Source organism: Nostoc sp. NMS8, assembly GCF_017115045.1.
Classification (GTDB): Bacteria; Cyanobacteriota; Cyanobacteriia; order Cyanobacteriales; family Nostocaceae; genus Nostoc.
This window is the reverse complement of sequence record NZ_JABXKK010000104.1, coordinates 168,324-182,896: the sequence shown is the minus strand read 5'-3', so window position 1 is coordinate 182,896 and position 14,573 is coordinate 168,324. Positions and strand designations below refer to the sequence as shown.

10 protein-coding genes are annotated in these 14,573 nt (G+C 41.5%); 5 read left to right on the top strand and 5 right to left on the bottom strand.

What is annotated here, in order from left to right; translation table 11 throughout:
* Nucleotides 1-398: 398 nt before the first annotated feature.
* From ftsZ to HWQ39_RS27275, 4 genes are all read right to left on the bottom strand, one after another.
* A complete protein-coding gene (gene ftsZ, locus HWQ39_RS27290; protein ID WP_292852277.1) occupies nucleotides 399-1,709 on the bottom strand; it encodes a cell division protein FtsZ in 1,311 nt (436 codons plus the stop codon).
* A gap of 60 nt (nucleotides 1,710-1,769) precedes the next feature.
* Complete coding sequence (locus HWQ39_RS27285; protein ID WP_292852274.1) at nucleotides 1,770-2,057, bottom strand: hypothetical protein; 288 nt, start codon at nucleotides 2,055-2,057, stop codon at nucleotides 1,770-1,772.
* Nucleotides 2,058-2,379: 322 nt separating this feature from the next.
* A complete protein-coding gene (locus HWQ39_RS27280; protein ID WP_292852271.1) occupies nucleotides 2,380-2,577 on the bottom strand; it encodes a hypothetical protein in 198 nt (65 codons plus the stop codon).
* A gap of 288 nt (nucleotides 2,578-2,865) precedes the next feature.
* Nucleotides 2,866-3,699 carry an FtsQ-type POTRA domain-containing protein gene (locus HWQ39_RS27275; RefSeq protein WP_292852268.1) on the bottom strand — a complete coding sequence of 278 codons (834 nt, stop codon included), beginning with the start codon at nucleotides 3,697-3,699 and terminating at the stop codon, nucleotides 2,866-2,868.
* Nucleotides 3,700-4,374: 675 nt separating this feature from the next.
* On the opposite strand from HWQ39_RS27275, the gene HWQ39_RS27270 reads away from it, so the two are divergent.
* Together HWQ39_RS27270 and HWQ39_RS27265 are read left to right on the top strand one after the other, a co-directional pair.
* On the top strand, nucleotides 4,375-5,706 hold the full coding sequence (locus HWQ39_RS27270; protein ID WP_292852265.1) for a P-loop NTPase fold protein: 1,332 nt from the start codon (nucleotides 4,375-4,377) through the stop codon (nucleotides 5,704-5,706).
* Nucleotides 5,707-5,801: 95 nt separating this feature from the next.
* Nucleotides 5,802-10,853 (top strand): hypothetical protein, encoded by a 5,052-nt coding sequence (locus HWQ39_RS27265; RefSeq protein WP_292852262.1) that lies wholly within the window; start codon nucleotides 5,802-5,804, stop codon nucleotides 10,851-10,853.
* Between the two features lie 228 nt (nucleotides 10,854-11,081).
* Here the strand turns inward: HWQ39_RS27265 and HWQ39_RS27260 are convergent, their stop codons facing one another.
* Nucleotides 11,082-11,429, bottom strand: a complete 348-nt coding sequence (locus tag HWQ39_RS27260) for a hypothetical protein (RefSeq protein WP_292852259.1) — start codon at nucleotides 11,427-11,429, stop codon at nucleotides 11,082-11,084.
* Between the two features lie 303 nt (nucleotides 11,430-11,732).
* On the opposite strand from HWQ39_RS27260, the gene HWQ39_RS27255 reads away from it, so the two are divergent.
* The 3 genes from HWQ39_RS27255 to HWQ39_RS27245 all read left to right on the top strand — a co-directional run bounded on the left by HWQ39_RS27255 (nucleotide 11,733) and on the right by HWQ39_RS27245 (nucleotide 14,571).
* Nucleotides 11,733-11,918 carry a hypothetical protein gene (locus HWQ39_RS27255; RefSeq protein WP_292852256.1) on the top strand — a complete coding sequence of 62 codons (186 nt, stop codon included), beginning with the start codon at nucleotides 11,733-11,735 and terminating at the stop codon, nucleotides 11,916-11,918.
* A 271-nt stretch (nucleotides 11,919-12,189) separates the two neighbouring features.
* Nucleotides 12,190-13,026, top strand: coding sequence for a photosystem II manganese-stabilizing polypeptide (locus HWQ39_RS27250; RefSeq protein WP_292852254.1), 837 nt, complete (start codon nucleotides 12,190-12,192; stop codon nucleotides 13,024-13,026).
* Nucleotides 13,027-13,794: 768 nt separating this feature from the next.
* The gene (locus tag HWQ39_RS27245) at nucleotides 13,795-14,571 is read left to right on the top strand and encodes an RNA polymerase sigma factor SigF (RefSeq protein WP_292852250.1); all 777 of its coding nucleotides are present in this window, start codon (nucleotides 13,795-13,797) and stop codon (nucleotides 14,569-14,571) included.
* Nucleotides 14,572-14,573 lie beyond the last annotated feature (2 nt).

Genomic DNA, 14,573 nt, shown 5'->3' with positions numbered 1-14,573 from the left:
TGGCTCTGACGCAGCGTTAGCGAGTTAGGAACGTCTGATGACTTACAACCCTTCTCCGAAAGGAGATGCTACGTAAACAGGCATCTTCCCTTGGGAGAAGACTCGCTATCGATGAAGCATTTGTAGTTGGGCAGGTCTTCCTGTTTTTTTGTGAAAAAAGCATAGCTGGACATGCAAGCCAGCAGACTCCTGCCCAAGTTCATTTTATAAAGTAGCGTTGAAAGTTTTTTTCCAATTGGTAAAATTGGGGATGGCAATATATTGCTTACCCCCACCTTTGGTAAACCCCTGGTGGAACTAGCAGATTTTATACAGCGTTCAGCCTGAACTGAGACTGCTAAGTTAATCTAAAATCGTTCGACTGAGCGCTCACGACGAAGTATCGTATTCAAAATCTTTTAATTCTTTGGTGTACGTCGGTTTCTCAGAAAATCAGGTATATCCAATCCAGGTTTTTCTTTTGGTTCTGGAGTTGGAGTTGGTGTTGGAGTTGGTGTTGAGGTTGGGGGATTAACTGTGGATTGCGGGGTTGTTGGTCGCTTCGAGGTATTAGGTGCTACCCGAACGTTAGCCACGCTTTGTTGTACCGCAGCTTGCACTTCACCTGTAAACCCAGTGGCAATTACAGTAATTCTCACCTCACCTTGAAGTCTGTCATCAATTACAGCTCCAAAAATAATATTGGCGTTGGGATCAACTACTTCATAAATTGCTTCTGCGGCAGCATTTACTTCATGCAAGGTGAGATCAGTACCACCAGTAATATTAAATACAACCCCTCTAGCACCTTCAATAGAACATTCTAGTAATGGTGAAGAAATAGCTGCGATCGCAGCTTCTCTAGCTCTAGATTTTCCAGAACTCACGCCAATTCCCATCAATGCCGATCCTGCATCTGCCATCACAGCCCGGACATCAGCAAAGTCAACGTTTACAAGACCGGGGATCGTGATGATATCAGAAATGCCTTGTACCCCTTGACGCAGCACATCATCTGCATAGCGAAAAGCTTCTTGCACAGGTGTTTGTTCAGGGATCACTTCCAGCAATTTGTTGTTGGGGATAATGATCAGTGTATCTACTCTACTTTTTAGCCCTTCAATACCTTGTTCTGCTTGGCTAGTACGACGGCGACCTTCAAAAACAAATGGACGTGTGACTACACCAACAGTCAAAGCGCCCATTTCTTTTGCTACTTCTGCCACAATCGGGGCTGCGCCCGTCCCAGTACCACCGCCCATACCAGCAGTGATAAATACTAAGTCTGCACCCTCCAAAGCCGTAGCAATCTCATCCCGTGATTCTTCAGCTGCTTTTTGACCGATGGCAGGATTACCACCCGCTCCTAAACCCCGCGTTAGCTTCTGTCCAATTTGCAATCGACTGGGAGCGCCAGCTAAGGTAAGAGCTTGAGCATCAGTGTTAATCGACCAAAATTCTACCCCAGATACATCAGACTCGATCATGCGGTTAACAGCATTGCCACCACCACCACCGACACCAATCACTTTGATGTTGGCGACCCGACCAGGAACAATCTCGCCAATTCGGCTATTTTCCGTAAAAATCTTCTTATTGTCGTGATTTTGTCCGAAGTTCATCCCAGAATTATTAAAGGGGTTAGTTGAGTTAACTGCCAGAGAAAACCCCGGCTGTCCCGTAGATTGGGAATTTTTATAGTTAAGTCCTTGGTTATTATCAAGTGTCATTGGATTTGTGAAAGGGTAGATAAACGACTTTTTCAGGTGTTATTCACCTCAGAGTCAACTTTAGTTTGACAGTGCCACAATACTATGGCATTGTTCTTTATTGTTTTCACTACTGCCAAGCCTAACAGAATTGGCAGCGCGAAAATTTGCTATGGGATAAGCTTTTAAGGCAGCCGATCGCACAGCCAATTCTAGAGAAGTATACCTATATTTATCTAAAAGTGACCTGTCTAACTTCAACCAGACATTAATCTCTTCGTTATTCTCAGCGGAGGGCATAACTTGTAAAGACACACTACAGGGTATTTTCTCTGCCTCAATAATAATATTGTTAATAGGTTTCACCATTGGGTATAATTGCAACTTTAGACACAAAATTTACCTTCTACTTACTTTTAAGGCTAAACTGAGCAAGTAATTTACTTGTCAGACTATACCTGATTAACTTGTTGTTTGGGGGGTCTTAATGGACACTTTGTTGGAGCAGTAGTCTATCTGATGAGAACCCTCACTAGTGCAGTCAAAAAATTTTGGATTTTAGATTTTGGATTTTGGATTGATCCTGAAATCCAAAATCCAAAATCCAAAACTGGCACGGTCAACAAATCAAGATTTTCTAAGAGGTTTCGTTACCCAATTAAGAATTACGGCACGAAGTAGTCCAAGCTTATTACCCAGAAGCAATGCTTACGCAATTTTGGGCGGCATTTTTCGTGACAGATTCAAATGGATTGGGTACTGAGGATTGGGTATTAAGAAAACTTTTCTCTAGTCCCCAATTTTTAGTACCCAGTCCCCAGTCCTCAATACCGTTCCCATCAGTGCCCTCAGAAAAGCGAGTCTGAATCTTAATGGAAAACTCAAGCATTTTTCTCTTTTCCGCACTAGGTTTTGTCAAAGAGGGTATGGGCAGAAGGCATTTTGTACGCCATAGACCATCATTAGATTGTCTGACATCTTGTACCCTACTATTTAGATATTAGGGTAACAGTTGAGGGTCTTTTACTCGCAATGGAGATTTTATGATTGATCTTCTCATTTTAATTAGAAGTTAATGCCGATTTTCGTGCGGTTTACTAGAAAACTGAAAATAATAAATATATTTATCAGCATAAAGCTTCTTAATTTACTAAGAGTGATCAATACATTAAACACGTTAAATGTTTTTAGGAATTTTGGGAGTTAATTTCTGGTCTTTTTGGTTCATCTGTACTAATGGATATTCGGGATTTTTCAGATCAATATACTCTATTTGGCCGGAATTGAATTTTGTTGCTAGAGGGCGCATTTGGGCGAGTACCTTAATTTGTTCAGACAATTGGGGGCCTGGAACGCCGAGATGCACATTTCCTAGTTCTGTTTTCAAAATTAAATTCGTTGGATTTTGGCAATTAATTTCCATTACTTTTACCGGACTCCGGCTCACAGCTTCATGGAGTTGAGTCCAATAGGAGCAGTATTGTTTTGGCGAGCCAATGACTCTGAGATTGGGTAATTTCTTAGTGGGATTGAGTGATGTGTATTTTTCTAAAGGCATCCAGGCCCCACTGGCATCTAGTAAGCCGATTATTACTTTGTTGTTGCCACGTGTTTGAGTCACTGCGACAGGCACTCGTTCTTGAATTTCGATGATTAATCCAGGAGGAAACAGGCGGCGTCTGACGATCGCTTGAGCAATAGTTGGTTGTTTTTTCAAAGAGTTAGCGATCGCTGACGGTTCAATCCGCCACAAAGACTGGGGGTATGACAGCACCAACAATGACTGAGTTGTTTGATCCGATAGTAATTTATTGCCTGATTTCATCACTATTTGTTTGGGAGCCTTGAGCATCCACACTGGTTGGACTGCCACCCACAGCAATCCACCCGCCAAACCAGTAATGGCAAAGGTTCGCCAAATAGCCTGAATAATTTTCATTTGCCGCTGCCGACGCAATTTCTGACGACGCTGGGCTAGATCCGTGCGGGAAACTGATATTATGCCAGCCATTCACACCCCTTTCTGGTTGCAATCTAAATTCCTTGACACGCTCGTATCATTATTAATTTCAGTAAACACTGTTGGCATCTATTAGCTGTTCTCCTCAAGACTTTTTTATTTTTAGTAACACTTTACAGTAACTACACAAAGATTATGGCGCTAGTTATTAGTCCTATTAAAGTTTCCGGTGTCCATTTTTAACTGACTGTAGTCTTTTTGACAAGTTATTTTTGAAGATTTTTCCCTAAAGATTACAAAATCTTAATTGAGATGTGTGGGCTTTTGTTTCCTTGACAAATAGATTGTGAAGTGATAGACAAGTATTTCTGAATCTCTGTATACCTTGCTATAATTCATACCAGTCATCCTCGTCAGTTATCCAAACTGAGAACCATGAAACTTTGTAGTTTTTTTTACTCACTTCCTAAGCCATACAGTTTTTTATCCGATCAAACAAAAGCAAGAGATTGTCAAAACCTCAGCACCAGGTCTAAAAAGGACAGATATGCTTAAGGCTATTAGGGTCAATCAAATCTCTACCATACTACTGACAGTAATCCTGTACAAGTTCTGTTCCTTGCAAGACACGACCAACTTGTAAATCAATCCTATGCCTACATTCCGGATTGGATTATTAGTATAAAAAATACAACTAAAGCTGCATCTACATACACCTTTACATACATGAAAACGACGTTAAATTTGTCACGTTTTTATAAAGCATGTAACCCCAGTTACACGCTAAATATAAGTAACATACTAGACCAGCAGTATTACATAGATTTTGCTGATGTACGTGGTTGCAAGATTGTCGAAGAATTGCAACGGACTATCGTTAGGATTTCCCCTGATGAGCCAACCTGCCAGTTATTTACAGGTCATATTGGTTGTGGTAAGTCAACGGAATTGCAGCGCCTCAGGACAGAACTCGAATTGGCGGGATTTCATGTGGTTTATTTTGAGTCCAGTCAAGACTTAGATATGGCGGATATAGATATCAGCGATATTTTGCTGAGTGTAGCGCGTCAAGTCAGTGCCAGTTTAGAAGGAATTAGCATCAAACTTAAACCTGGTTACTTTACCAATTTATTTAAAGAAGTAGGCGATTTTTTGCAAAGCCCCATAGAGCTTTCTGGACAAGCAGAGTTGTCTTTGGGTATTGCCAAAATTACCGCCAAAACCAAAGATAGCACCCAGATGCGGAATCAACTGAGGCAATATCTGGAACCACGTACCAATAGTATTTTGCAAGCGATTAACGAAGAAATTTTAGAAAAGGCTGTTGAACAGCTAAAGCTAAGGGGGCAAAAAGGATTAGTAGTAATTGTAGATAATTTGGATCGAGTGGATATGCGCCCCTTAGCATCGGGGCGATCGCAACCAGAATATCTCTTCATCGATCGAGGCGAACAGCTACGCCGACTTAAATGCCACCTAGTTTATACAATTCCCCTAACATTAATCTTCTCCAATGAGTATGAGACACTAAAAAATCGCCTAGGGGGAGGGATTGCGCCAAAAGTCCTACCGATGGTATTAGTGCGGCAAAGAGATGGCAGTGACTACGAACCAGGGATGTCACTAGTGCGCCAGTTAGTTCTAGCAAGAGCTTTTCCAGAAGTTCCTTTGAATGAAAGGTTTCTATTAGTTACAGAATTATTCGATCAGCCCCAAACTTTAGATCGTATCTGTCGCGTTAGCGGTGGTCACATTCGTAACTTATTGGGTTTACTTTATAGCTGCCTGCAACGACAAGATCCGCCTTTTTCTAGAGAATGCTTAGAAGCCGTAATTAAGGACTACCGCGACGATCTGCTATTAGCTATTGATGAATCCCAGTGGGAATTATTGTTTGAAGTAGTGCAGCAACAGAGAGTTAAAGGTGAATCTGACTATCAGAGCTTACTACGAAGCATGTATCTGTTTGAATATCGCGATCCGGTAGGGCGCTGGTTTGGCATCAGTCCAGCCTTGGCAGAAACAGAAAAAGTTTTGGCTTGGCAACAAAACAAGTAACAGTGCCGGGTTAGTCAATTGTCATTAGTTAATTGTCATTTGTCATTTGTCATTGGACTAATAACTAATAACTAATCATCAATGCCCAATAACCAATGGATAATGAGAACCAGCTACGCATCTCTACCAAAGAAAATCAGCATACTTTGCAAAGACTGATTAGAGCGATCGCGCTTTCTGAAGGTCAATTTGCCCTGATTTTAGTTCGATGTAACTATGGGCGATTACGTGAGCAAATGTTAGAGAATATTCGCTCTCTCACCAAAGATATCAATATCAAAGAAATCGTTCTCAATCCCTCAACTACTTCTTTACACAGCACAATAGTCTCAGGACTATTTTTAGATAATTCTGTCGTTGCTAAAAAGTCTTTGCCATCTGCTGTTATGGTTTTCGGGATTGAGTCAATTATCCACCTAGAAAACTTACTTACAGGCATCAACCAAGCACGAGATATCTATGCTGCAACTTTTCCATTTCCAGTGGTGTTGTGGCTACAAGATGAAGTTGCATCATTGCTTTCAAGATTAGCGCCTGATTTCAAAAGCTGGGCTGCAACTACTATTAAATTTGAAATGGCAAAAGCAGATTTAATTGCTTTGATCCACCAAGAGGCAGAATCTCTATTTGCCAAAGTTTTAGAAGCAGGTGCTGAAACATTTTTGTCTAATGCCTTCCTAAATTTAGATCCCAAGTCCCAACACCGCCACGAAATAGAATCAGCCCGTAATGATTTGCTGCGCCTGTATAACGTTCGATTAACACTAGGATTAGAAGCTAGTTTAGAATTCGTATTGGGGCGAGATAAATACGCCAACGATCAAATTAATGGCGCTTTAGTCAATTATCAAACAAGCTTAGTGTTGTGGCAGCAAGAAGCAAACACAGTAGCAGAGGGGGATAGAAATTCTTCTTTCCCCCTCTCATCTCCTCACCCTATGCCCCCCTCGTCTTTACTCAAGCAAGCAATAGTACTATTCCACCTGGGGCTGTGTTATCACCGAATGGCAGATTTATACCAGAATAATAATAGTAGCTATTGCGAACATGCTCTGTTGTGGTTTAAACAATGCTTGGAACTATTGCAGGAGGTACAAAGAGAAGACTTAGTTGCTAAATTTATTTTGCCTGCTTGTGAAATGCTGCAACGCTTACAAGCCTGGGATGATTTAAAAGAATTAGCTCAAAAATCATTACATTTACATAAAACTTATGGAACTCCCGCACAAATTGCTCAAAATTATGGTTTTTTGGCAAATGTGGCGGCTTCTGAGTCGAATTGGGTACTAGCTCATGAATTAGCGAATACAGCACTTTCTATCTCCGAAGAAGCAACAGAAGTTTCTCTGCGAGACGCTTTGCGAAAACGCCGACAAGAAAGTTGGTATCTTCTCTTGCTAGCACGTACACAGCGGCATTTGGGTGAGTGGGAAGAGGCTATCAATAATTTGGAATGGGCGAGGGTAGTTTGTGAGTTACAACATCAGCCATCACTTTACTTAGAGATTTTAGAGGAACTGCGATCGCTTTACTTTTTTGAGCGTCATGACTATACAGAAGCCTTTAAGCTAAAGCAAGAAAAAATTAAAATAGAACATCAGTATGGCTTTCGAGCCTTCATCGGGGCAAGTCAATTACAGCCACAACGCCCGATAATTAACCCAGTCCTAGAACCTCATAAAATACCATTTATCCCTGAAGAAATTGCTCAAGAAATATCTGCTTCTGGACGGCAACAAGATGTTAATCGATTAATTGAAAGAATTGCCCGTGCTGACTACAAACTCACAGTAATTTATGGCCCATCAGGTGTAGGAAAAAGTTCAATTCTCAAAGCTGGTTTAGTCCCAGCACTTAAAGGAAAAGTCATTGGTGAACGCATTCCTATACCGATTGCTTTATCTGTTTATACTGATTGGATCGCAATCTTAATCAGCAGTATCAACCAAGCCCTAGCATATACAGAAATATCGCTTAGTCTTAACTCTACACCCACCATAATACTAGAAAAAATTCGGTTAGCATCGGAGCGTAATTATACTATAGTTATTATATTAGACCAGTTTGAAGAATTTTTCTTTGTTAGTAATCCTCCCACGCAAAGAATAGAATTTTACAAATTTTTTAGTGAATGTTTAAATATTTCCTTCGTAAAAATTATTCTTTCACTAAGAGAAGATTACTTACATCACTTATTAGAATTTGAACGTTTGAGTCATAAAAATAGTAATGGATTATATGATTTAGGCATAATTAATAAAAATATTCTCGATAAAGACATTCGCTACTACTTAGGAAAATTTTCTAGCCAAGATGCCAAATCCATAATTCACAGTCTGACTCAGCGTTCACATTATGAACTGAGTGAAGAATTAATTAACCGATTAGTGCAGGATTTGACAGGAGAATTAGACGAAGTACATCCAATTGAATTGCAAATAGTCGGCGCTCAACTACAAATAGAAAACATTACCACACTTGGACAATATAAGCTTTGCGGTGGCTCGACAAAATTAGTAGAACGCTGGCTTGGGGAAGTTATCAAAGACTGTGGTCAAGAGAATGAAGAGTTAAGTTGGAAATTATTATTTGAGTTAACTGATGAAAAGGGGACACGACCGTTAAGAACTAAAGCTGATTTGGCATCCGCATTAGTTAATAATCAGGATATAGATACAATATCAAGCTTTGACAAAGTTAGGGAACTGATTTTAGAAATATTAGTGGGTTCCGGCTTGGTGTTGCGAGTCAGAGAAGAATTAGGCGATCGCTACCAGTTGGTTCACGATTATTTAGTTGAACCAATTCGCCAAAAGAACAATTATGGTATGCTCGCCGAATTAGAAAAAATTAAACTTGAAAAAACTAGAGCTGAAGTAGCCCAACAACTTAGTCAAAACCAACTCAATTTGGTGTTACAACGGCGACTGAGGGAAGCACGGATATCAGGTGCAATCCTGGCAATCATGGGGGGAACAATAGCAGGATTATGGTGGCAAGCCGACTTGCAAAAAAGAGCAGCAATCCGCCAAACTTTACGAGCTGAACGCAGTGAAACCAACTTGAAAATTAGTGCTATCACTGCTGCTAGCGAAGCTTTGTTTGCGTCTAATAAAGAATTTGATGCTCTATTAGAAAGTTTGCGAGCTTGGAGAGGACTTAAACAGGCAGAGGTTGTGCAGCCAGATACCCGAATGCGGGTGGTGACAGCCCTGCAACAGGCAGTTTATGGAGTAACGGAGGTTAACCGCCTAGAAGGGCACACTGATATTGTCTGGGGAGTAACTTTTAGCCCAGATGGTCAGTTGCTAGCATCAGGCAGCCGAGATCAGACGGTGAAAGTTTGGCGTCCTGACGGTACCTTAGTGCAAACCCTCAAAGGTCACACTGATGCTGTTACCTGTCTAAGTTTCAGCCCTGATGGTCAAACCCTAGCCTCCGCCAGCCTTGACAAAACAGTGCAAATCTGGCACAAAAACCCGGTTACAGGTAAATTTGACCCCAAGCCATATAAAACCCTGAAAGGATACGGAGATTGGGTTTATAGCGTTAATTTCAGTCCTGATGGCGAGTTGTTAGCTACTGGCAGTAAGGATAAAACTGTAAAACTCTGGCGCAAAGACGGTAGCTTAGTAAAAATACTGAGGGGACATCAGGGGTGGGTTAACTGGGTAAACTTCAGTCCTGATGGTCAATTCATCGCCTCAGCCAGCGACGACAAGACAGTGAAAATCTGGCGACGCGACGGTAGCCTCGTTACAACTTTGCAGGGACATCAGCAGGGTGTGATTGTAGCTGTTTTCAGCCCGGATGGTAAATTTTTGGCATCAACGGGTCGAGATAAGACAGTGAAACTTTGGCTCAGGGAAAGTAACAACACTAAAGACGGTTTTGACTTTCGTCTTTACAAAACTTTACGGCAGCATATCAGTACAGTGTGGAGTTTGAGCTTTAGTTCCGATAGCAAAAAGTTAGCTTCCGCAGGTGAAGACAATACCATAAACCTCTGGAATATCACTGGTACTTTACTCAAAACCTTCAAAGGACACAGCGATGCCGTTGTCAGCATCGCTTTCAGTCCAAATAACAAATTGCTGGCTTCAGGAAGTTTCGATAAAAGCGTGAAGCTATGGAGTTTAGAGCCTCCAACACCATCTATTCTTCAAGGCCATCAGGATCGAGTTTTGAGCGTTGCTTGGAGTCCCAGCGGTCAGATGCTAGCTTCTGGTAGTAGCGATCGCACTGTCAAACTTTGGCAACGCTACACCAGTAGAGGCGAAGTGAAAACCCGACTTTACAAAACTTTGGTAGGACACACAAATAAAGTCCCTAGTGTCAGTTTTGACCCCGAAGGTGAAATGCTGGCTTCAGGAAGTTATGACAAAACTGTGAAACTTTGGCGGCTTGACGGTACTTTAATCATGACTCTCCACGGACATAACGATAGTGTGATGAGCGTGAGTTTCAGCCCTGATGGTCAGTTTTTGGCATCAGCTAGCAAAGATAAAACAGTAAAGCTTTGGAACCGTAAGGGCAAGTTGCTCAAAACTTTAGTAGGGCATCTGGGTTGGGTAAATAACGTCAATTTCAGCCCTGATGGTCAAGTTTTAGCCTCTGCCAGTGACGATCAAACTGTGAAACTTTGGCGGCGGGATGGCACTTTGCTTAAAACTTTCTCACCCCATGACAGTTGGGTATTGGGTGTCAGTTTTAGTCCCACTGACGAGTTACTGGCTTCTGCTAGCTGGGATAACACTGTGAAACTGTGGCGACGGGATGGCACGTTGTTAAAAACCTTATTAAAGGGGTACAGCGATAGCGTCAATGCTGTGACTTTCAGTCCCAATGGTGAATTGCTCGCCGCGGCCAGTTGGGACAGTACAGTGAAACTATGGAGCCGTGATGGCAAATTAATTAAAAGTCTTAATGGGCATCGCGCTCCGGTGTTAAGTGTTAGCTTTAGCCCAGATGGTCAAACATTAGCATCGGCTAGTGATGACAACACAATAATTCTGTGGAATTTACACCTCGACGATCTGCTGGTTCGTGGTTGCAACTGGGTGGGTGATTACCTGAAGCACAACCGCAACCTTGAGGAGCGCGATCGCCTTCTTTGTGATGGTATAACCCGTAAAAACCCTTTTTAGGGAACTCCAAGAAATAAATTTCCAATATTGTGGGGTGGGCATCTTGCCCGCCTAGTCTATATGGCGGGCAAGATGCCCACCCCACAAGATTTAATTGGATATTTTTATATTTGGAAGTCTCTTAATTACGAATTAGATTAAAGCCTCAATGAGCAACCGCTCTTGGTTTAGCGGTTGATGAGGCGATCGGAGTTATTAATTCAGAGCTAGAAATAAATTTCGAGCTAATTAGCTAAAGGAGCGATCGCTCTCTAAAACTTCGTGGCTATTTTCTTCGAGAGTCTCTTGTGGCAAATTCGCTAAAAAGGCTTGTAGTCTCATCCGCTCAATGTAAGGCCAGCCACCCTCAGACTCAATATCTTTCAGCAGTGAGTAGAGTTGCCGACGGTTAACAGGTAAACTCTCTTGAAAAATTCCATCTCGGATTTCTCGGTGTAATTGCTCCAATTGGCGCAGCAAAGCCAAAAGAGCTACAGTATCGCCTTGGCAATCTTGAACGGCATCATATACCACAGTTGCGATCGCTTGCACTTTAGCGGACAACTTCTCTAATTCAATATTTTTCTGATCGTTCATGCCACCTTTCCGTGTAAATGAGGTCAACTCAAATTTACCGGAGATTTATTAATTTTCCCTAGTTTGTCCCCTCACTTGCCCGACTCAGGGGTGAATATAACTAGATTTGTATCTTTATTAGAAGCAATTGCGATCGCTCCTAAAAGAGCGTAATCCCCTCCAGCATAGCCTCCACAGTAGCTAGGTGCGATCGGAACGAGACTTTCTTGGATTTTGAGAACTTTGATTTTGAGTTAAAAAAAATCGTATGATCTGGCTGATTTACCCATCAAACTATGGGCTGTATGTAGTGGCGTCACATACATGATACAAAAAGACTTGGGCGACGCCGCTTTTGCCATCAGCAAAAGCAAAGTTGCGAAGCAAACTCCCCTGTTCGCACTCTTCGAGGTAAGCATTTATGCTGCTCTGTGTGAGGCTTACTCATCCACCCGCCCAACTCTAACAAATGCCACCAACAGTAAAACTGCTGGTTTTTTGCTCCTATAGTGGCACACATCCAAAATTGATGCAGTGTGCTTAGTCTGGGGTTTACACCCCAAGCTCAAGAGAGCGACACGTTTAACTACGTTTAGCAGAGAAAAGTTTGAGCAGCGGTTGACAACCTAAACACTCGGACACTTGCTTCAACTCTCTTAATCAGAGCAAAGCCATGTCCGAACAAAGGTAGCTTTTCGCAGAGTAGCGGCTTCTCATCAGAGATCAAAGCTTCGATGCAGTTTTACAACTTAGATATTAATTTTTGAGATTGAGGTTGACCATGAGGTATCGCGCTTTAATTGTTGCATTTTTGGCTTTGTGCCTGGGACTAATAACTGCTTGTAGTGATGCTCCTGCTAGTAGTAGTGGTAGAGATGTACTCACTTACGATCAAATTCGCGGCACTGGCTTGGCTAACAAATGCCCCCAACTAGCAGAAACAAGCCGTGGTTCCATTCCCATTGATTCTAGCCAGTCTTACGCCATCAAAGAACTTTGCTTGGAACCTACTAGCTTCTTCATCAAAGAAGAACCTGCTAACAAACGCCAAGAAGCAGAATTTGTTGCTGGCAAATTGTTGACTAGATACACTTCCACCATTGACCAAGTGCAAGGTAATCTAAAAATCAACACAGATAATAGCCTGACCTTTACCGAAACTGATGGTCTTGACTTCCAAGCCATTACTGTGCAGCTTCCTGGTGGTGAGCGAGTACCTTTCCTCTTCACCATCAAAAACTTGGTTGCTCAAACCCAACCCAGTTTGACCAGTATTAACACCTCTACGGACTTTGAAGGTAGCTTCAAAGTTCCTTCCTATCGTGGTGCTGCTTTCTTAGATCCCAAAGGTCGTGGTGTCGTTAGTGGCTACGATAATGCCGTAGCACTCCCTGCTCAAGCAGATGATGAAGAACTTACCCGCACTAACGTCAAGCGTGCTGAAAATCTCAATGGCAAGATTTCTCTGCAAATCGCGAAAATAGACAGTTCTAGCGGTGAGATTGCTGGTACTTTCGAGAGCGAACAGCCATCTGATACAGATTTAGGTGCTGGCGAACCTAAAGAAGTCAAGATTCGCGGTCTATTTTATGGACGAGTTGAACCGACTCGTAGCTAAACCCTTGGAAGTCAGGCAACTAACTGGCACTCAGAACGAAAATTCTGTAAGTATCAGACTTGATCGCAAAAGTTAACTTATTTACCCTCTATTTTCAGGAGGGTAGATAGGTTTTTTACAAAGACGGGAAAAAGTTAAAGCCGAGCAAATTTGTGGGCAAAATAGCCCTGGCTAATTGGGAAAATTTTGATCCCTCAATCTTGTGGGTCACTTGATTTATCCCTTTAACCTTTTTCCTTTCATTAAAAAACTATAGACTTAAGTACAAAAAAGGGTAATATGCCCTTTTTTTTGTGATCTTACGTAAATATACATAGTATTTTTTGAAATTATTAGTAGTTTTTAATTATTGGATGAATCTTAGTTAAATAGGCACGTAATTCTACTGTAAATTTAACTTTTGCTTATCAAACAAAAGTCCAACTCCTGTTGTTTTATTTCTCTAAATTAACTTCATCATTAATTAATTCAAGTTAAGTACAATCTCGGTTTGAGATTTAGTGATTAATTTTATATTTTATTCCTATGTAGTTCTAAAAAAAAACTACAGGTCACACCAAAGATAAACAACCAATTAAATAGCGATTTCGCCCATTTAAATTTTGCCCGATTAGTCAAGTAAGCTATGGAATCTTGATAGAAAATCTTTATTATCTACCATAGTATTTGCTAGCAAACATAGTGCGATATTGTCTTTGATATCGTGCGATCGCAGCTGAATTTAAAAGTGAATAATTTATTCTTTATTTGCTCAATAAACCCGGTGCTATGCCTACGACAGTCACCAATGAACTAAAGCACGAAATTTGGCAGTTGTTGCGAGAATATCAGCAATCTCCGTCAGAAAATGTTCGCAATCAACTCGTAAAACTCAATTTTGGACTTGTGAGAAAAGAAGCTCACTACTGGACAAATCAATGTCATGAAACCTACGATGATTTGCTCCAGGTTGGATGTTTGGGTTTAATCAGGGCTATTGAAAGATTTGAAATTTCTAAGGGACATGCCTTCAGTTCCTACGCTCTTCCTTATATTCGAGGTGAAATTCAACACTATCTCCGAGATAAAGGTGTCACCGTGCGAATTCCTCGGAGATGGTTAGCGCTGCAACAGCAAGCAATAGGAGTATCACGTTCTTGGCGTGAAAAACACAATCGTCAACCAAGCGACTCGGAACTAGCAGCAGCACTAGAAATTTCTCCAAATGAATGGCAAGAAATTAAATTAGCATGGATCAATCGCGCTCCCTTGAGCCTTGATGTGCCAATCCAAGATGGAGAAGAAGGTTCTACTTGCTTAGGAGAATTGGTTCCAGATCCTCACTATCGCAGCTTTCAACTCGCACAAGAAGACCAACTCCGCCTGCAACAAGCATTGGTTCAACTAGAAAAACGCACCCGTGATGTATTGGAATGTGTGTTTTTGCAAGATTTGACACAAAAACAAGTTGCAGAACATTTGGGGATCAGTGTAGTTACGGTTTCCCGTAGAGTCAAGAAAGGACTGGATTTGATGAAAGAGCTTATGGGTGTGGTAGAGGATTAACT